This is a genomic window from Arthrobacter sp. 7Tela_A1 (genome assembly GCF_049311065.1).
GTDB lineage: Bacteria > Actinomycetota > Actinomycetes > Actinomycetales > Micrococcaceae > Arthrobacter_B.
The window spans coordinates 1-17730 of sequence record NZ_JAXIOO010000024.1 but is presented as its reverse complement, the minus strand read 5'-3'; the positions used below and the strand labels follow the sequence as shown (position 1 = coordinate 17730).

Genomic DNA, 17730 nt, shown 5'->3' with positions numbered 1-17730 from the left:
TGGCCGCCGGACGGCCGGTCCCCGCTACTTGCGGCGCCGCCGGTCGAAGAAGGGGACAACGATCACGAACAGCAGGGCCATGATCGCCAGCCGCCACAGCATGCCGAGGTTCGGAAACAGGATGATGAGCAGGCTGGACACGATGAACGCGCCAACCAGGATCCAGGCTGTACGCTTCCAGTCAATCTGGGGGCCGCCGCCGCCGTTGCCCGGTCCGGGATTCATAGCCATGCTTCTCCGATCGTTGTCCTCCTTCGAGACTAGTCCAGAAGCAGTGCGGGTTCTTCCAGGATGGCGGCAACATCGGCCATGAAACGGGCCGAAAGGTCGCCGTCGACCACCCGGTGGTCAAATGACCCGCCGAGGGTGGTGATCCACCGCGGGATGACCTCGCCGTCGAGCACCCACGGCTTTTGCTTGATAGTTCCAAACGCCACGATCGCGACTTCGCCGGGGTTGATGATCGGCGTTCCGGTGTCGATGCCCAGGGCGCCGATGTTGGTGATCGTCAGCGTCCCTCCGCGCATGTCAGCCGGCGGCGTCTTCCCTGCCCGGGCCGTGCCCGCCAGGTTATTCAGCGCAAGCGCAAGCTCCTTGAGGGACAGGTCCTGCGCGTCCTTGATATTGGGAACCATCAGTCCCCGGGGCGTTGCCGCGGCAATGCCCAGGTTCATGAAGTGCTTGACGTGGATTTCGTCGCCCGCCCAGGTGGCGTTGACCGAAGGGTTGCGGGCGGCTGCCCAAATGACTGCCTTGGCCAGGATCAGCAGTGGGGAAACCTTGATGCCCTCAAAGTCGCGGGAGGCCTTGAGCCGCTTGACGAACTCCATGGTCCGGGAAGCGTCCACGTCCACGAAAATGCTCACGTGCGGGGCGCTGAACGCGCTGTCCACCATGGCTTTGGCGGTGGCTTTCCGGACGCCCTTCACGGGGATCCGTTCAATCCGGGTGTCTTCGGGGCCCGCAGCCGGAGTCCAGAACGTGTCCGCGGAGTCCACTTCGGACTCACGCTGGGCCTGGTAGCTGATGAGGTCCTGCTTGGTCACTTCGCCGCCGGCACCGGTGGCCGGTACGTCTGCGAGGTTGATGCCAAGATCCTTGGCTGCCTTCCGCACGGGAGGCTTGGCCAGAACCCGCTGAAGCAGCTGGTTGAAGCGGTCCTGGACGGCTGCACCCGCCGCGGCGACTGCCTGGCTGCGGGGATCGTGCCGCGGGGGCACGGGCACCGGTTCCGGCCGGGCAGGCGAAGCGGAAGCCGCGGGCGCGCTGGGGGCCGCTGGCGCGCTGGGGATCGCGGACGCGCCGGGGGCGGGCGACTGTCCCGCGGAGGCACGCAGCCCGCTGCGCCGCGGACGGCGCTTAACGGCGTCGGCCTTCGGCCCGGTCCCGGTCAGGGACGACGCCGGCGGGCCGTCCGATTCAGCAGCCTGCTCTGCCCCCTGGTTTCGCTTGGTGGCCTTGGCAGCCTTTTTCGCCGGCGCCTTGCCCCCGGCGCCCACCGCAACCTGGAAGATAGGCGTCCCAACTTCGACGGTCCGGCCCTCCTCAACCAGGATGCTGCTGACCGTCCCGGCGAACGGTGAGGGAAGCTCTACGAGTGATTTCGCCGTCTCGATCTCGACAATCACGTCGTTCACAGCGACAGTGTCGCCCTCTTTGACCCTCCACTGGACGATTTCGGCCTCAGTGAGTCCTTCACCGACGTCGGGCAGTTTGAATGTTTTCTCTGTCATGGAAGATCTCGATCTGGCGATGGCCGGCGGACCGGCGGGCGGGAATCTGTCAGGGACGCGGTCAGTAGGAGAACACGGTGTCGACGGCGTCCAGGAGCCGGTCGATATCCGGAAGGTAGTGTTCCTCCACGGCAGCCACCGGGTAGGGCATGTGGAAGCCTCCCACCCGGATCACCGGTGCCTCCAGGTGCAGGAAGGCCCGTTCACTCACGCGGGCCGCGATCTCTCCGCCGATCCCGCCGAAGGTGGGGGCTTCGTGGGTGACGATCAGGCGTCCGGTGCGGCGGACAGAGTCCGTGACGGTGTCAAAGTCGATCGGCGAGATGGACCGCAGGTCGATCACCTCGATGCTGCGGCCGTCCTCCGCCGCTGCCTCTGCGGCTGCCAGGGCAACTGGCACCAGCGGCCCATAGGCGACGATGGTGGCGTCGGTGCCCGGGCGCACCACGTGCGCGGAGAAGGGATCGCCCGCCGGGGCTGCGGTATCCACTTCACCCTTGAGCCAGTAGCGGCGCTTGGGCTCGAAGACGATGACCGGATCCTGGCCGGACATCGCCTGCTGAATCATCCAGTAGCCGTCCTGCGGGTTGGACGGCGTGAGGATCCGGATCCCCGCGGTGTGCGCGAAAAGCGCCTCCGGAGATTCGGAATGGTGCTCGATCGATCCGATGCCGCCGCCGTAGGGAATGCGGATGACCACGGGAGCGCTCAGCGCCCCTTCGCTGCGGGAGCGCATCTTGGCCAGCTGCGTGGTGATCTGGTTGAAGCCCGGGAAGACGAAGCCGTCGAACTGGATCTCGCAGACGGGCCGGTAGCCCCGCAGCGCCAAGCCGATCGCCGTGCCGATGATGCCGGATTCAGCGAGCGGCGTGTCAACCACGCGGTCGGCGCCAAACTCCGCCTTGAGTCCTTCAGTGATCCGGTAGACCCCGCCCAGGGAACCAATGTCCTCCCCCATGAGCAGCGCCTTCGGGTTGTCAGCCAGGCCGGCGCGCAGCCCGGCATTGATGGCCTTCGCCATGGTCATGGTGCTCATGCGCCGGCTTCCTCTGCGTCTTCCTCGTCATCGTCGGCAAATCCGTCTTCGTAGGCCTGGTGGAACGCCAGCTCCTCACGGATCAAGGGGTGGGGGTCCGCGTAGACGTCCGTAAAGGAATCCTCGAACACCGGCGGTTCCATCGCCTGGACGTCCGCGCGAAGCTTTACCGCAAGCTCGTCGCCCTCCGCAGCCAGCGCGGAGAAGAAAGCGTCGTCACCGCCACCGCTGGAACGGAGGTACTTTTCCAGCCGGATCAGCGGGTCACGCGAGGTCCACGCCTGCTCATCCGCGGAGAGACGGTACTTGGTGGGGTCGTCAGCTGTTGTGTGGGCGCTCATCCGGTAGGTAAACGCTTCGATCAGCACAGGGCCCTTGCCGGAGCGGGCGTGTTCAAGCGCCCAGCGGGTTACGGCATGCACGGCCAGGACGTCATTGCCGTCCACTCGAATACCCGGGAATCCGTAACCCTGGGCACGGTTTGCCAGCGGGATCCGTGACTGGACTTCCGTCGGAACGGAAATCGCCCAGTGGTTGTTCTGGCAGAAGAACACCACCGGAGCGTCATAGGAGGCGGCGAAGACCATGCCTTCGTGGACGTCGCCCTCCGAGCTGGCGCCGTCGCCGAAGTAGGCAACCGTGGCTCCGGCGGGGACCGAGGGGTCCGCCGCCTGGTCCCGGGCCATGCCCATGGCGTAGCCCACTGCGTGCGGCACCTGTGCGGCGAGGACCAGTGTGTACAGGTGGAAGTTGGATTCCCTGGGGTCCCAGCCGCCGTGGGAGATACCGCGGAAGCGTCGCAGGAGGTGGGAGAGCTCAAGCCCGCGGGTCAGGGCAACCCCGTGCTCGCGGTAGGTGGGGAAGACGTAGTCCTGGACGGCCAGGGCACGGCCGGAACCGATCTGCGCCCCTTCCTGCCCGGTCAGGGGAACCCACATCACCAGTTCGCCCTGGCGCTGGAGCGCTGTTGCCTCGACGTCGAAGCGCCGGATGAGGAACATGTCCCGGTAGAAGGACCGGAGCACCTCGGCGTCGACGTCCAGGACGTACTGCTCATACAGCTGGTGGCCAACCCGTTCGCCGTCTGGTGTGAGGAGCTGGACCATTCCTTCAGGCGCGCTGCCGGCAGCACGCATGAGGGTTTCGTCCAGCTCCGCCGAATCGAATTCGCTGGCGGGCAGGTGCTCCAGGGCCATACTTCTCCTCGCCGGGCCGGGCCGAGGCCCTGCCCCCGCTAGAAATATGCCACAGCAGGAATACATACCCGCCATGACATATACGTGGAAGTTACTTCCCACAGCCTAACGAGGGCGGCGCCTCAACAAGCACTTAAGACACGCTAGGAAACCCCGGGGCCTTTTGTATAGGTTGCACATAAAGCGAGGAATCGGGAGTTGGCTTCCGCTTCGCCGATCGTCACCCGGACACCTTCGGTCCCGAAGGCCCGGACGGACAGTGCCTGCTGCTCCGCCAGCACTGCAAACTCGGGAGTATTCTCGCCGAGGGCCAGCCACACGAAGTTGCCTTCAGCCTGCGGGATGTCCCATCCCAGAGCCTTCAGTCCCTCCACGACCCGGGTCCGTTCCGCGACGAGTGCTTGTATTCTTTCCACAAGTTCGCCGTGGTGGCGCAAGGAAGCGATGGCGGCCTGTTCAGCGATCTGCGACACGGCAAACGGCACGGCTGCGACCCGCAGGTATTGGGTCAGGTGGGGATGCGAGATGGAATACCCCACCCGCAGCCCTGCCAGTCCGGCACCCTTGGAGAAGGTACGCAGGACCACGACGTTCTGGTGCCTTCGGTACACATCGACACCGTTGACCGCCTCCGGATCACGGACGAAGTCCTCGTACGCCTCGTCGATCACGACGATGACGTCCTCTGGGACCTTCGCCAGGAAACCTTCCACTTCATCCCGGGTCAGCACCGGCCCTGTGGGATTGTTCGGGGTGCACAGGAGAACCATCTTGGTCCGGTCGGTCACCGCTGCCGCCATGGCGTCAAGGTCGTGGTGCCCGTCGCTGCGCAGCGGAACCTGGACATCCCGGGCTCCGGAGAGACCGACGGAAATGGGATAGGCCTCGAAGGAGCGCCAGGGATAGACCACTTCATCCTGGACCCCGTCCTCGTTCTGGCCCGCGAAGGTGGCCAGCAGCTGGTTCAGGGCGCCAAGACTGCCACCGCCGGTGACGATGTCTTCTGCGGGAACATCAAGGAAGGACGCAAGCTCGGTGCGGAGCGCAGTGGCCAGCGGATCCGGATAGCGGTTGACGTTCGGGTGGGCACTGATGGCCTCAAGCACGGACGGCAGCGGCGGGAAGGGATTCTCGTTGGAGGAGAGCTTGTAGCTCTCGAGCCCTTCAATCACCACGGGCGGCTTCCCGGCAGCGTAGCGCGGCAACCGGTCCACGACAGGGCGCGGACGGATACCGGGCGCCGGAACGGACGCAGTGTTGATGTCATTCTCGGTAGTGGTCATGGCTTAAGACTAATGCTCAAACGGGTGTGCCAATGTGACGTGCTCCACAGCCCCCTGCTCCCCGGTCTTGGGAACAGAACACCGGCTGTGCCAGCATGGGGGCATGCGCCTGCTGCTGCAAATCCTCGTTAACGGCCTGGCCCTCTGGGTAGCCGGCTGGATCCTGCCCGGAATCACCGTCAGTGAATCAGGAACCATGACCGGAAACGAGACGCTGGACGTGGTGCTGGCGTACCTGTTCATCGGCCTGGTCTTCGGCGTGGTGAACGCTCTGGTCCGCCCCATCGTCCGTCTGCTGGCCTTGCCGCTGACGATCCTGACCCTCGGGCTTTTCTCCATCATCATCAATGCCGGCATGCTGATGCTCACCGCCTGGCTCACCAGTTTCACGCCGGTGCATTTCGAGGTCGATTCCTTCTTCTGGACCGCAATACTCGCCTCGATCATCATCAGCATCGTCTCCATGGTGGCGGGTTCCCTCACCGGATCACGCCGCTAGTCTTTCCTCCCTGCAGCTTTTCCAACCGTCCCTTTCGGAACCACCGCCGCAGCGGGAGGCGTCGACCGGCTGAGCCGGTACAACTGCCGCGTTGCCGCGCCGCCAGCTCCCATCACTGACGCCAGCCCGTCCAGGGATCCCCGCAGGGACGGATCCGTGCTGGCATCAGCGGCCGAGGCGCCCGCAGCATAGACCGGGAGCTTGTGCGCCGGCCCAAGCCCCTGGTCCTCGGCGGCCACTCCCGGAACGGGGCCAGCCAGGGTCATGGTGACACGGTTGGACCGGTCCGGGTTGGACGTGCCGTCAGCTCCGGGAACCCAATCCAGCACATGCTCCAGATGCAGTGCCTGGGCACCGGCGGGGATCTCGGCATCTCCGGCCGGAGCGGCGGCTGTGAGGATATACCGGACCTCCGCACCCGTGGCGTCCTGGATCGGCCCGGCAGCATTGACGGCATGGATTCCGCCCTGGCTGTAACCGACCAGGACCACGGCATCCCCGGCCTCAAGTTCCGCCTGGCGCAGTGCTTCCGCGACGGCTGCCGCAACATACCTGCTCTGATGGGCGCGGCTCTCAACAACGCCGTAAGCGTCGAAGGGGTTTTCTCCGGCAGTCAGTCCGCCGGCCTGGCTCCCCGGGATCGTCACGACGAAGACCGGGCCCTCCGGGCCGTCCAGCCGCAGCACCTCGATCACGCCCGGATCATCCTCCTCCAGGAGGACGGTGCTCCGCTCAAGCAGTCCGGCGGCGGTCGCTTCCACGTACACCTGTTCACCGGACCGGCTGGATTTTTCGACCTCGATCCTGCGCAGCCCCCTCCGTCCCGGGGAAGCCGCTCCCGCCAGCACTTTGAGGACCCCCTCGTCGAAGAAGCGCAGAGGCAAGGTTTCGGCGACGGCGCGTTCAGGGAATCCTGCGACTCCCCGCCCCAGGGCGAGCAGGCTAAGCGAGGTGATCAAGGGAAGCCGGTCCGTCCGCTCCAGCTGGCCCTCAACCTCGCGGTAGCGCTCAACCGCGGTTCCCAGATCCTGTGCAGCCTCGTCGATCGTGAGCCGGCACCGCTCCAGCTGTGCGGCGGCCTCGGAGAGTTCCTCCACGGCAGCAGCAGCGGCCGGAGTGGCACTGTTCCGGATATATCCGTCCTCCGCGAACTGGCTTCGCCGGAGCTCCCGCGAGATCCCCTCCATCCGTTCAACTGCGCCCCGGAGGACCGCTGCCCGGGATTCAAGGGACTCGAATTCCACCATGACCGACCCGGCACCGCCCCGTACCTGGAATTCCGCGACCGGGGCGCTGCCCTGCATGCCTACTTCCATGCCCACGCCTCCTCCTCGGCTGCAGCGGCCGCTTCCCGGCGGGCCTGCACCGAAAGTGCCAGCGATTCAAGGCACAAGGCCAGCGCCCGAGACCCCTGCTGCACGCACTCCTCAAATTGCCGGGCGGTCGGCGAGCGCCAGTCTTCCTCGTCTGCGGAGACCAGGGTGCGCTGTATGTCCCGCAGCTCTTCTGCCAGCCCGTCCAGCCGCAGGGCACCACGCCGGATTTCCTCCCCCTGTCCGGGAAGGCACTTTTCCCACGGTTCGCCCATCGTGCTTGCCTTCCTCCTCGCGCCGCCGGCGCCCGCCCGGCCGGCGCCCGGCAGGCGCCCGCATCCTGGTCCCGAAGGCAAAACTACGGGCGGGTACCGTGGAACAAACCGCCGGAACCACCAGGTGTGGAAAGAAAGCCCGGCAGCACGGTGCTGTGGGGGAACACCCGGCCCGCCGTCACAGAGCAGGGCAACTGCACGGACGTGGAAGAATTGCCGTATGGCCGATTCTGTTCCCGCTCCGCGCGTTTCCCTTGCCTCCGTAACCCCAGCGATCGCGCTGGGCCCGCTGGACGGACGCTACCGCTCCGCGACCGCACCGCTGGTTGACTATCTCTCCGAAGCCGCCCTGAACCGCGACCGCACCCACGTCGAGGTCGAGTGGCTGATCCACCTCACCTCCAACTCGGTCCTCCCGGGTACCTCACCGCTCACGGCAGAACAGCAGGCACAGCTGCGCGAAATCGTGGCCGGGTTCGACGGCACTTCCGTCCAGGAGCTGGCCGAAATCGAGCAGGTCACCGTTCACGACGTGAAGGCAGTGGAGTACTTCATCGGCCGCCGCCTGGCCGCGATCGGCATCGAAGACCTGACCAGCCTGGTGCACTTCGGCTGCACCTCGGAGGACATCAACAACCTTTCCTATGCCCTCGGCGTCAAGGGTGCGGTGGAGGACGTCTGGCTGCCTGCAGCCCGCGAGATGGTGGCCCAGATCGCAGCCATGGCTGAGGACACCCGCTCGGTGCCGATGCTTTCCCGCACCCACGGACAGCCTGCCACCCCCACCACGCTGGGCAAGGAACTGGCCGTCACCGTCCACCGCCTGACCCGGCAGCTGGACCGCGTTGCCGGCACCGAATTCCTGGGCAAGATCAACGGCGCCACCGGCACGTTCGCCGCGCACTACGCCTCTGTTCCCGGCGCAGACTGGCAGCAGGTCGCCAAGTCCTTCGTCGAGGGCCTGGGCCTGACCTGGAACCCGCTCACCACCCAGATCGAATCCCACGACTGGCAGGCTGAGCTGTACGCCGACATGGCGCGGTTCAACCGGATCCTGCACAACTTCTGCACGGATGTCTGGAGCTACATCTCCATCGGCTATTTCGCGCAGGTCCCCGTGGCCGGAGCCACCGGTTCCTCCACCATGCCGCACAAGGTGAACCCGATCCGCTTCGAAAACGCCGAGGCCAACCTGGAGATCTCCAACGGGCTGCTGGACACGCTGGCGTCCACCCTGGTGACCTCCCGCTGGCAGCGTGACCTGACGGATTCCTCTTCCCAGCGGAACATCGGCGTCGCCTTCGGCCATTCCCTGCTCGCGATTTCCAATGTGGCCAAGGGCCTGGGCCGGCTCAAGGTTGCCGAGGACGTCCTGGCAGCGGACCTGGACACCAACTGGGAAGTCCTGGGCGAAGCCATCCAGATGGTCATGCGCGCTGAAGCGATTGCCGGCGCCCCGGGCATGGAGAACCCCTACGAACGGCTCAAGGAACTGACCCGCGGCCACCGGGTGGATGCAGAGCGGATGAAGGAGTTCGTCTCCGGCCTGGGCCTGCCCGCCGAAGCCGAGGCACGCCTGCTCGCGCTCACCCCGGCCACGTACACGGGCATTGCCGACGCGCTGGTGGATCACCTGAAGAAGTAGGCCTCAAGGCACGACGGCGGGGGGGCCGGGGGGGGTACCCCCCCCCCCCCCCCCCCGTCGTTATTATGTGGTCATCTTTAGGTGGCCATCGTCCTGCCGGCCCGGGAACGTTAGGGTGGGCCCATGACCGAGTTCCCCCAGCTGCTCCAGCCGGTTCTGGACACTCCCGATGTGCGGGGGCTGGCGGAGTTTTACCGCCGGCTCCTCGGCCTCCGGTACCGCGCGGGAGACGAGCCCGTCCCGCAGGGCACTGAGGACACTGCTGACTGGCTCGTCCTCACGGATCGCCAGGGCAACAGCAAGCTGGCTTTCCAGGAGGCTGAGCAGCTCCGGCGGACTACCTGGCCCAGCCCGGAGGTGCCCATGCAGATGCACCTCGACCTCACCGTTCCCGACCGGCAGGCCCTGGCAAACCAGCACGCCAGGGCGCTGGCCCTGGGGGCGAAACTGCTCGTGGACCGCACGGACGATCCCGATGAGCCCCTCTACGTCTACGCCGATCCTGCCGGGCATCCGTTCTGCATCTTTGTTGCCTGAGGCGGCGACAGCCGAAGGCTAGTCCGCAGCGGCCAGCTGGCCGCAGGCGCCGTCGATCTCCTTGCCGCGGGTGTCGCGGACCGTGGTGGGCACACCGGCGTCGACCAGGGTGTCAATGAATTCCTGGATCACCTCGGGTTCCGGGGAGGTCCAGATCGAGCCGGGGGTGGGGTTCAGCGGAATCGGGTTCACGTGCACCCAGCCGCGGCCGCGGGAGTTCAGCTTCTTGGCCAGCAGCGCCGCACGCCACGGGTGGTCGTTCATGTCCTTGATCAGTGCATATTCGATCGAGACGCGGCGGCCGGTGGTGCGGTAGTAGTGGTACGCGGCGTCGAGCGCTTCGTCGACCTTCCAGCGGCTGTTGACCGGAATCAGGTCATCACGCAGCTCGTCATCCGGGGCGTGCAGGCTCAGCGCGAAGGTGACCGGGATGTTCTCGTCGGCCAGCTTCTTAATGGCCGGAACCAGGCCCACCGTGGACACGGTGATGTTGCGGGCGCTCATGCCCAGGCCCTCGGGGGCTTCGGCAGCCATCCTGTGGACCGCGTTCATGACCCGCTTGTAGTTGGCCAGGGGTTCACCCATGCCCATGAAGACAATGTTGGTGACGCGCTCGGCGTCGTGGCCGCCGTCGCGCCGCTTGCCGCCCAGTCCGCCTTCGGCGATGACCCGGTTGGCCTGGACAATCTGGTCCAGGATTTCCGCGGCCGACATGTTGCGGGTGAGGCCGGCCTGGCCGGTGGCGCAGAACGGACAGTTCATGCCGCAGCCGCACTGGCTGGAAACGCACAGCGTGATCCGGCCCGGGTAGCGCATCAGCACAGACTCCACGAGCGAGCCGTCGAAGAGCCGCCAGAGGAACTTGATGGTGTCCCCCTTGTCCGTGGTCAGGCGCTTTACCTCGGTGAGCAGGGTGGGGAACATTTCCTTGACCAGCTCATCACGGCGTTCCTTGGGGAGGTCGCTCATCTTCTCGGGGTCGGTGGTGTAGTGCTGGAAATAGTGCACCGAAAGCTGCTTGGCGCGGAACGCGGGCAGGCCGAGGGACTTCAGCTTCTCCTGGCGCTCCGCCAGGGTCAGGTCCGCGAGGTGTTCCGGCGGCTGGGATACCCGGGGCGACTTGAACTGCAGCAGGGGCCGGCCGTCGGGTTCTTTGGCCTGCTCCCAGCCTTCAGTTGCGGGACGCACCTGCGGCACGGCGCCGGCGCTCGGGGCAGCGGGAAAATTCTTGGGGGAAGTCATCCCTTCCATTTTTGCATGCCTCGCGGAATCCCGTTTTTGGCTTAGCCCAGTTCTCACACAGCGGAAACACGCAGGAAACCGGCGCTTCGTAGATTGAGGTGAACCAGCCCCCAGGAGGTTCATGTGCAGTTCCCGCTAACCCCGAGCCTGAGCATCCGAGAAGTGCCGTGGTCCAACCCGGTGGGTGCCGACCTGCGGCGGGCACAGCAGGCTGAGTTGGATGCCCGGTTCCGTGGAATCGACCACGATCCTGCTCCACCCACGGAAGCGGATACGGCGGTCTTCGTGATTGCCTACGAACGCAGCTCCGGACAACCGCTGGGCTGCGGCGGGCTGCGGCGGCTCGACGAGTCCACCGCCGAGGTCAAGCGGATCTATGTCCTGCCCTACGCCCGGGGCTCCGGCGTCGCGACGACTGTGCTGTCGGCACTGGAATTCCGTGCCCGGGCAGCGGGCTACGGGGTCATCACCGCGGAGGCCGGATCAGCGCAGTCCGACGGCAGGAAGTTCTACGAGCATGCCGGTTACCTGGTGGTTCCGAACTTCGGTCCGTACGCCGGCCTGCCGCATTCCACCTGCTATGCCAAGGTGATTGAGCCCGGACTGCGGCAGACCGCACTGAGCACCTCTTTCCCTGGCGTCGGGCCGTCGCGGCGGATTTCGCCGGACGCGTTCTAGCTGGCCTCGAGCGGGCGGGCGTGCCCGCGCGGCGGCAGGGGAATAATCGGGGACGTCCGCTGCTGGTACTGCGCGTACGCCGGGTAGCGGCTCCTCGAAATGCTCTCGGTAAAGACCGTGGACCCGGCAAAGAGCAGCGTGAGCAGCAGCGGGCCGGCGATCGTGGCGTGCAGCCAGGTTCCGGAAGCCGCAATCGCGAAGCCGTAGAACAGCCACCACTGGGCCTGTTCGAAGAAAAAATTGGGATGCCTGGAAAAGTGGAAGAGGCCAGTCTGCACGAAACCTGTTTCCGGTGTTCTTCCGGCGGCCTTCTCCGCTTTCTTCCACTGCTGGAAGTTCCACTGCTGCTGGTCTGCCGTCGCCTCTCCCGCCAGGGCAGCAAGAAAGAGGAAAGCCAGGACCCAGTCCCAGGGACCCAGCGGGCGAGGGTGCTCGTACGCTGTCAGCGCCGGCAGCGTCATCAGCCAGATGATGAGATTCTGGTAGAGGCTGATGAAGCCCAGGTTGAACAGCTGGAACTGCCAGGAACGCATCCGTCGGCGCAGGATGCCCCAGCGGTAGTCTTCCCCGCCCTGCGCGTACCCGCCCTTGCGCGCGAAGTTGAAGGTCAGCCTGGTACCCCACAAGCTCACCAGCACGGCCATCAGCACCAGCCGCGCATCCCAGCCGGACGCCGCGGCGAAGACCCAGGCGTAGGCCACGGGCGTCAGCGACCAGATGCGGTCGGTCCAGGAGTACTCGCGGGTGATCAGCGACAGCACCCAGGTAGCCAGTGCGGTTGCGGCAAAGATCCAGAGACAGACACGAACCGGGTCCATCCTTGGAGAATACGGCGGGACCGGCACCGGTGGCAGGCTTTGCCGGCCTTCCGCCGTTGTTGGCGCTACATCCGTGCGGCGTCGTCAGAGCCTTCGATAGCCCGGGCGACGCTGGCCAGGTGGGCTGCCATCGCTTCCTCCGCCCTCGGGCGGTTCCGGGAGCAAATGGCATCGACGACGGCGAGGTGTTCGGGCAGCGAGACGGCCGGGCGCCCGGGCTGCATGGCAAGCCGGAACTGGTAGCGCACACTCTGTCCGCGCAGGCGCTCGATCGTGGCCGCGGCGGTGCGCTGGCCGCTGATGTCGATGATCCTCTGGTGCAGTTCCTGGTTGGCCTTCGAGTAGCCGAACAGATCCCCGGCAGCCACGGATTCTTCCATCCGGCGTGCCAGACCGCGGAGCTCGGAGATACCCTCCCCGGTAATCCTCTCGGCCGCCTTGCCCGCGCACAGCGCTTCGACGGCGGAACGCACCTCGACGATCTCGATGGCTTCTTCCTTGGAGACAGCCCGGACGCGTGCTCCGCGGTTCTGGATCCGTTCCACCAGTCCCTCGACCGTCAGCTCGGCCAGCGCCGAGCGCACCGTGGACCGGCTGGCGTTGTAGTCGCCGCAGAGGTCCGCCTCCACGAGGCGCTGGTTGGGTGCGAGCTCACCCCCGCGGATGGCAGAGCGGATCGCGGCGACCACCGCTCCGATGTCCGTGGATACCGCCGTAGTACGAGCCATCACTCTCCCAGTTTCACAACTATCTTGTTGACAAAAAGGTAGCATCCGGGGAAAACGGTGGTCCTGCGAGGGGCGCGGGTCGTTGCACTCCGCCGGAATCCGGTGGAGTATTCGGAAACACTCTGAACCTTGTGAAGGACCATCTATGACAACGGCTACTGTTCTGGGTCTCGGCGAAGCCGGGCGGATCTATGCGGCTGGTCTCGCTGCGGCGGGATTCCGGGTGTTGGGCTACGACCCCTATGCCGACGCACGGGCCGAAGGCGTGGACCAGCGCAGCACCCTGCACGAGGCCCTCGCGGGCTCCGACGTCGTCATCAGCCTGGTGGGTGCCGCTGCCGCCGAAGCCGTAGCTGCCGACGCACTGGAGCTCGCCCCGCCGTCTGCCGTCTATGCGGACTTCAACACCGCCTCCCCCCTCGCCAAGAAGGCCATGGCTGCCGCCGCTCAGGTACTCGGCATCCGGTTCGCCGACGTCGCGGTACTGGCTCCCGTTCCCCGCAGCGGGATCCGCACTCCCCTGCTGGCCAGCGGTGACGGTGCGGAAGCCGCCGTCGAGCTCTTTTCCCGCCTTGGTGTCCCCATCGAGTTCATCGGGGCCGAGGCCGGCGACGCCGCCGCCCGGAAGCTGGTTCGCAGCATCTTCATGAAAGGGCTGGCGGCCCTGGTCATCGAAACCGCGCAGGTAGGGGACACCGCCGGCGTCGGGGACTGGATCCGGAAACAGATGGCAGCCGAACTGGGGCCCGACGGCGAGGCCCTGCTGGAGCGGCTGTTTTCCGGTACGGCTGCCCATGCCCCGCGCCGCAGGCACGAGGTGCAGGACGCGCTGGACTACGCGCGGGAGGTGGGTGCCAGGTCTCCGATGGCCGAGGGGACGCTGGACTGGCTGGCCTGGATCGAAGCGAACGGGCTTCCGGTTGGCGGACAGGAAGGAACGAACGATGCGCCGTGAGATTACTGAACCGTCGACCCGCGCCCGGGAGCTGGTGAAGGGCGGTTACGACGTCCACGTCCACATTGCCCCGGATGTGATGAAGCGGCGGATCGATGATGTGGATCTGGCCCTGAGATTCCGCGGTCTCGGGATGGCCGGCTTTGTCCTGAAGTCCCACTACGTGCCGACGGCGGAGCGGGCGGCGGTGGTCCGCAAGGTCAGCCCTGGTGTCGACGTGCTGGGCGCCATCACCCTCAACGCCTCGGTGGGCGGGATGAATCCGATCGCCGTGGAAGTAGCAGCGCGGAGCGGAGCGCAGTTTGTCTGGCTGCCCACCGTGGACAGTTCCAACCAGCGCAGCTGCCTGGCCGAGGAGCCCGACGGCGCCACCCCGCCCATGTGGGCGCAGCTCCAGGAGGACCTGCGGAACGCCGGCATGGCCGCTGACGCGGTGGAACCGCTGGCCGAAGACGGGTCCCTGCGGACCGAAACGCTGCAGGTGCTGGACCTGATCGCCAAGCATGACCTCACCCTGGCCACCGGACATCTGCATTCGGCGGAGTCGGCGGCGGTCGTTCCCGCTGCCCTTGAGCGCGGGGTGCGGCGCATCGTCATTACCCACCCGGAATTCACGTCCCAGCGCATGGCCCTGGACCGGCAGATCGAGCTGGCCGCCCAGGGTGCACTGCTGGAGCGCTGCCTGACCACTCCCCTCACCGGCAAGGTCGACTGGGACCTGTGGTTCTCCAACATCCGCACCGCCGGGCCTGAGCACTCCGTGATCAGCAGCGATCTGGGCCAGCCCTTCAATCCTCCGGTAGAGGACGGACTGGCGATCGCCGCGGACCTGCTGCTCCGGGAGGGTTTTACCGATGAGGAGGTGAGGATCATGACCGTGCACAACAGCCGGTGGCTGGCCGGAGCCGATCCGCTCCCCGGAGCGCCTGCCCGGAAAGACCCCGCCTAGTACTCGACCCGGGTGACCGCAGCGTTCCACGCGTCGAAGGGCGCGGTGCGGGTGTCTCCGGAGACCTGGACCACCGGCATGGAGCGCTCCTCGATCGGAGTCTCGAAGTATTCGTAGAAGACTGCGTCATCAAATCCGGCGCGCGCGGCGTCGTGCCGGTCCGCGGCGAAAACGACGCGGCTGATCCGGGCCCACAGGGCGGACGCGAGGCACATGGGGCACGGCTCGCAGCTGGTGTAGAGCACGGCGCCGCTGAGGTCGAAGGTCTCCAGCGCAGCGCAGGCGTTGCGGATCGCCGTGACTTCGGCGTGGGCGGTGGGGTCGTTGCTGGAGGTCACGCGGTTCACGCCGTCGAAGGCCTGTCCGTCCGCCGTGAGGATAACGGCCCCGAACGGTCCGCCGCTGTCGGCGACGTTTGCGGTGGCCAGGTCGATGGCCCGGGCCAGGTAATCGGCATCAGTTCTCATGGGTACTGCCCCCTGCGGTCAAAGCCCCGGCGGTCTTTCCGCACGGGAAAATGCCAGGTTGTTAGCACCTGTTCGTGCCCGCCTTCGCAGTGATCAGACTAACATCCCGGCGTGTGCCCGCTTCGGTTGGCGTGTTAGTTTGTCGCAGATTCGACCACCGAAAGGAACAGCATGCCCCACGACGCATGGACGCCTGTCAGCACCCACGCCCTGGAACTGGGCGAAGGACTGCGCGCCGGGCCGGGCGGAGTCCGCTGGGTGGACCTGATGTTCGGGGAGCTCTATGCCTGGACGCCGGGAAGTGGCGCGCCGGTGCTCACCCATAAGCTGGACCGGCCCCTCGGCGTCACTGAACTGGACCGTGCGGGCCGGCTCATCGCCGCCGCCGGCACCGGCATCACCGAGCTTCTCGACGGCGGCGGGGAGCGTGTCCTGGCCGATACCGGACTGGATCCTGTCCGCCACCGCGTGAACGACGGCGCTTTCGCCCCGGACGGCTCCTTTTGGTTCGGCACGATGGTGCACGACGGATCGGAGCCCTGCGGTGCCGTCTGGCGCTGGGACCCGGCGAGCAACGACGTCGTCAAGCTGCTTGACGGCATCAGCACACCCAACGGCCCGGCATTCCTTCCCAACGGTGCCGGTGTGCTGGTCGCGGACTCGGACGCCGGCCGGATCCTGCACACCACAGTGGCCGATCCGGCGGCCGTCACGCCGTTCGCGGATGTGGCCGGCGGGTCTCCCGACGGCATGCACATGGACGCCCGCGGGCGGATCTGGAATGCGGTGTGGGGAGCCGCCCGCATCGACGTGTACGCCGAAGACGCTCAATTGCTGGGGTCTGTCCCGCTGCCGGTGAGCCAGCCAACCAGCGTGCTCCTCACGGCGGACCCGGATCCCCTGCTGCTGGTCACCAGCGCGCTGACAGGGCTGAAGGAACCGGGAGCGCTGGACGGCTTCACGCTCAGCGCGCCGCTGTCCCAGGTACTGCCCGGCTTCGTGGCGTAAGCCCTAGCTGCCGACGAACCGGCTGCGTCCGGCGAGGAACCCCATCCCCGCCGCGGCCGCGCCGATCACCAGGAACATCAGCGCAGCGGGCGTAAAGGATCCCGTGGCCGTGTAGAGCACTCCGACCAGGAGCGTGCCGGAGGAGCCGATTCCGTACCCGAGGCACTGCATCATTCCGGATACCCGGGCGGCGGTGGCGGCGTCGCGGGTGCGCAGGACGATCATGGTCAGGGCCAGCGCGGTCAGGCTGCCCTGCCCCACGCCGAGCATTCCTGCCCACACCCAGATGAGGTCCAGCGGTCCGAGGATCGTGAGCGCGAACCCCGCACCGGTCAGCAGCGCAATTCCGGCGTTCAGCCAGCCCTGGCTGCGCAGCCGGGCCGCCAGCGGCGGTGCCAGGAAAGACCCGAGCACCTGCACCACGATCGATCCGGCCACCACGTAGCCGGCCACGGCGCCGTCGATCCCCCGTTCCCGCAGAATCGGCGCCAGCCACGCGAAGACGCTGAAGGACATCATGGCCTGCAGGGCCATGAAGCCGGTGATCTGCCAGGCCAACGGCGAGCGCCAGACCGAGGGGCCGGCGTCCTCCTGCGCTGTCCCCGGCGTCCGGCCGCGCCGCAGCGCCAGCGGGGCGAAGAGCAGCACCACCAGGGCGGCCGGGAGAGTCCAGAACGCGAGCGCGTCCTGCCAGGAACCGGTGGCCTGCAGCAGCGGCTGGGTGAACCCGGCGCCCAGCGCGGCGGCAGCGCAAATGGAGCCTGTGTACAGGCCGCTCATGAGGCCCAGGCGGTGCTGGAAGTCGCGCTTCACCAGCGTTGGGAGCAGGACGTTCACGACGCCGATGCCCGCCCCGGCGGCGACGGTTCCGGCGGCCATCGCGGCGAAATCGCCGGTGCCCCGGACTGCCAGGCCGGCGGCCAGGACGGTCATGGCGGCGAGTATGGTCCGTTCGATGCCCAGTCTCCGAGCCAGCGCGGGTGCTGCGGGGGCCACCAGCCCGAGCAGGAGAACCGGCCCGGTAGTCAGGGCTGTCACCAGGACGGCAGGCATTCCCGAAGCGGCGGTGATCTCCGGAAGAATCGCGGAGAAGCTCGAAAAGACGGTGCGGAGATTCAGGCCAATGAGCACAATGCAGACAGCCAACAGGACGGATGCCGTCCGCCGGGTTGGTGCCTGCTCCGGTGCCGTGCGCTCCAGGGTCTGTCCTGCGGTGGGGGTATTGCCCATGTCTTCGGTGTCCTCTCCCGAGGACAAGCCCCGTACGTTCGCAGGACAACGGTACGAGCAACCCTGTGGCCTGACCAAAACGCCCCATCGAGATGACAGAAACTGCCCGTATCAGCGCTGTAACGGGCAGTTTCTGTC

General features: G+C 66.8%; 19 protein-coding genes. 7 read left to right on the top strand and 12 right to left on the bottom strand.

Features of this window, described 5'->3' with window-relative positions:
- Positions 1 to 24: 24 nt before the first annotated feature.
- The 5 genes from TVB01_RS11170 to TVB01_RS11150 form a co-directional block, all read right to left on the bottom strand.
- Positions 25 to 231, bottom strand: coding sequence for a hypothetical protein (locus tag TVB01_RS11170; protein WP_422455976.1), 207 nt, complete (start codon positions 229 to 231; stop codon positions 25 to 27).
- Between the two features lie 29 nt (positions 232 to 260).
- Positions 261 to 1733: a dihydrolipoamide acetyltransferase family protein gene (locus TVB01_RS11165; protein WP_422455975.1), complete on the bottom strand. Its 1473-nt coding sequence runs from the start codon at positions 1731 to 1733 to the stop codon at positions 261 to 263.
- Positions 1734 to 1794: 61 nt separating this feature from the next.
- The gene (locus TVB01_RS11160; protein WP_229972575.1) at positions 1795 to 2769 is read right to left on the bottom strand and encodes an alpha-ketoacid dehydrogenase subunit beta; all 975 of its coding nucleotides are present in this window, start codon (positions 2767 to 2769) and stop codon (positions 1795 to 1797) included.
- Positions 2766 to 3965, bottom strand: coding sequence for a pyruvate dehydrogenase (acetyl-transferring) E1 component subunit alpha (pdhA, locus tag TVB01_RS11155; RefSeq protein ID WP_422455974.1), 1200 nt, complete (start codon positions 3963 to 3965; stop codon positions 2766 to 2768). The genes TVB01_RS11160 and pdhA overlap by 4 nt, the downstream gene beginning before the upstream one ends.
- 143 nt (positions 3966 to 4108) lie before the next feature.
- Positions 4109 to 5248 (bottom strand): histidinol-phosphate transaminase, encoded by a 1140-nt coding sequence (locus TVB01_RS11150; protein WP_422455973.1) that lies wholly within the window; start codon positions 5246 to 5248, stop codon positions 4109 to 4111.
- A gap of 103 nt (positions 5249 to 5351) precedes the next feature.
- Between TVB01_RS11150 and TVB01_RS11145 the strand changes: the two genes are divergently transcribed.
- Positions 5352 to 5747: a phage holin family protein gene (locus TVB01_RS11145; RefSeq protein WP_422455972.1), complete on the top strand. Its 396-nt coding sequence runs from the start codon at positions 5352 to 5354 to the stop codon at positions 5745 to 5747.
- Here the strand turns inward: TVB01_RS11145 and TVB01_RS11140 are convergent.
- Both TVB01_RS11140 and TVB01_RS11135 read right to left on the bottom strand, forming a co-directional pair.
- Positions 5744 to 7069 carry a hypothetical protein gene (locus TVB01_RS11140; RefSeq protein ID WP_422455971.1) on the bottom strand — a complete coding sequence of 442 codons (1326 nt, stop codon included), beginning with the start codon at positions 7067 to 7069 and terminating at the stop codon, positions 5744 to 5746. The two genes, TVB01_RS11145 and TVB01_RS11140, sit on opposite strands and share 4 nt — an antisense overlap.
- The gene (locus tag TVB01_RS11135; RefSeq protein WP_422455970.1) at positions 7054 to 7335 is read right to left on the bottom strand and encodes a hypothetical protein; all 282 of its coding nucleotides are present in this window, start codon (positions 7333 to 7335) and stop codon (positions 7054 to 7056) included. Before TVB01_RS11135 ends, TVB01_RS11140 begins: the two co-directional genes overlap by 16 nt.
- 220 nt (positions 7336 to 7555) lie before the next feature.
- Between TVB01_RS11135 and purB the strand changes: the two genes are divergently transcribed.
- Both purB and TVB01_RS11125 read left to right on the top strand, forming a co-directional pair.
- Complete coding sequence (gene purB / locus TVB01_RS11130; protein WP_422455969.1) at positions 7556 to 8980, top strand: adenylosuccinate lyase; 1425 nt, start codon at positions 7556 to 7558, stop codon at positions 8978 to 8980.
- Between the two features lie 123 nt (positions 8981 to 9103).
- Positions 9104 to 9517 carry a VOC family protein gene (locus TVB01_RS11125; protein ID WP_422455968.1) on the top strand — a complete coding sequence of 138 codons (414 nt, stop codon included), beginning with the start codon at positions 9104 to 9106 and terminating at the stop codon, positions 9515 to 9517.
- 18 nt (positions 9518 to 9535) lie between these two features.
- On the opposite strand, the gene rlmN is transcribed toward TVB01_RS11125, so the two are convergent.
- A complete protein-coding gene (gene rlmN, locus TVB01_RS11120) occupies positions 9536 to 10759 on the bottom strand; it encodes a 23S rRNA (adenine(2503)-C(2))-methyltransferase RlmN (RefSeq protein ID WP_422455967.1) in 1224 nt (407 codons plus the stop codon).
- A gap of 162 nt (positions 10760 to 10921) precedes the next feature.
- On the opposite strand from rlmN, the gene TVB01_RS11115 reads away from it, so the two are divergent.
- A complete protein-coding gene (locus TVB01_RS11115; protein ID WP_422455966.1) occupies positions 10922 to 11437 on the top strand; it encodes a GNAT family N-acetyltransferase in 516 nt (171 codons plus the stop codon).
- Here TVB01_RS11115 and TVB01_RS11110 read toward each other — a convergent pair.
- Together TVB01_RS11110 and TVB01_RS11105 are read right to left on the bottom strand one after the other, a co-directional pair.
- Complete coding sequence (locus TVB01_RS11110) at positions 11434 to 12255, bottom strand: DUF1295 domain-containing protein (RefSeq protein ID WP_422455965.1); 822 nt, start codon at positions 12253 to 12255, stop codon at positions 11434 to 11436. The two genes, TVB01_RS11115 and TVB01_RS11110, sit on opposite strands and share 4 nt — an antisense overlap.
- A 65-nt stretch (positions 12256 to 12320) precedes the next feature.
- The gene (locus TVB01_RS11105; RefSeq protein WP_422456017.1) at positions 12321 to 12983 is read right to left on the bottom strand and encodes a GntR family transcriptional regulator; all 663 of its coding nucleotides are present in this window, start codon (positions 12981 to 12983) and stop codon (positions 12321 to 12323) included.
- 82 nt (positions 12984 to 13065) lie between these two features.
- Here TVB01_RS11105 and TVB01_RS11100 point away from each other — a divergent pair, with 82 nt between their 5' ends.
- Both TVB01_RS11100 and TVB01_RS11095 read left to right on the top strand, forming a co-directional pair.
- The gene (locus tag TVB01_RS11100; RefSeq protein WP_422455964.1) at positions 13066 to 13938 is read left to right on the top strand and encodes a DUF1932 domain-containing protein; all 873 of its coding nucleotides are present in this window, start codon (positions 13066 to 13068) and stop codon (positions 13936 to 13938) included.
- The gene (locus TVB01_RS11095) at positions 13928 to 14887 is read left to right on the top strand and encodes a DUF6282 family protein (protein ID WP_422455963.1); all 960 of its coding nucleotides are present in this window, start codon (positions 13928 to 13930) and stop codon (positions 14885 to 14887) included. Before TVB01_RS11100 ends, TVB01_RS11095 begins: the two co-directional genes overlap by 11 nt.
- On the opposite strand, the gene TVB01_RS11090 is transcribed toward TVB01_RS11095, so the two are convergent.
- On the bottom strand, positions 14884 to 15354 hold the full coding sequence (locus TVB01_RS11090) for a nucleoside deaminase (RefSeq protein ID WP_422455962.1): 471 nt from the start codon (positions 15352 to 15354) through the stop codon (positions 14884 to 14886). The genes TVB01_RS11095 and TVB01_RS11090 overlap by 4 nt on opposite strands.
- A gap of 171 nt (positions 15355 to 15525) precedes the next feature.
- Here TVB01_RS11090 and TVB01_RS11085 point away from each other — a divergent pair, with 171 nt between their 5' ends.
- Positions 15526 to 16362, top strand: a complete 837-nt coding sequence (locus tag TVB01_RS11085; protein WP_422455961.1) for an SMP-30/gluconolactonase/LRE family protein — start codon at positions 15526 to 15528, stop codon at positions 16360 to 16362.
- Between the two features lie 3 nt (positions 16363 to 16365).
- On the opposite strand, the gene TVB01_RS11080 is transcribed toward TVB01_RS11085, so the two are convergent.
- Positions 16366 to 17592 carry an MFS transporter gene (locus TVB01_RS11080; protein WP_422456016.1) on the bottom strand — a complete coding sequence of 409 codons (1227 nt, stop codon included), beginning with the start codon at positions 17590 to 17592 and terminating at the stop codon, positions 16366 to 16368.
- Positions 17593 to 17730: the final 138 nt, after the last annotated feature.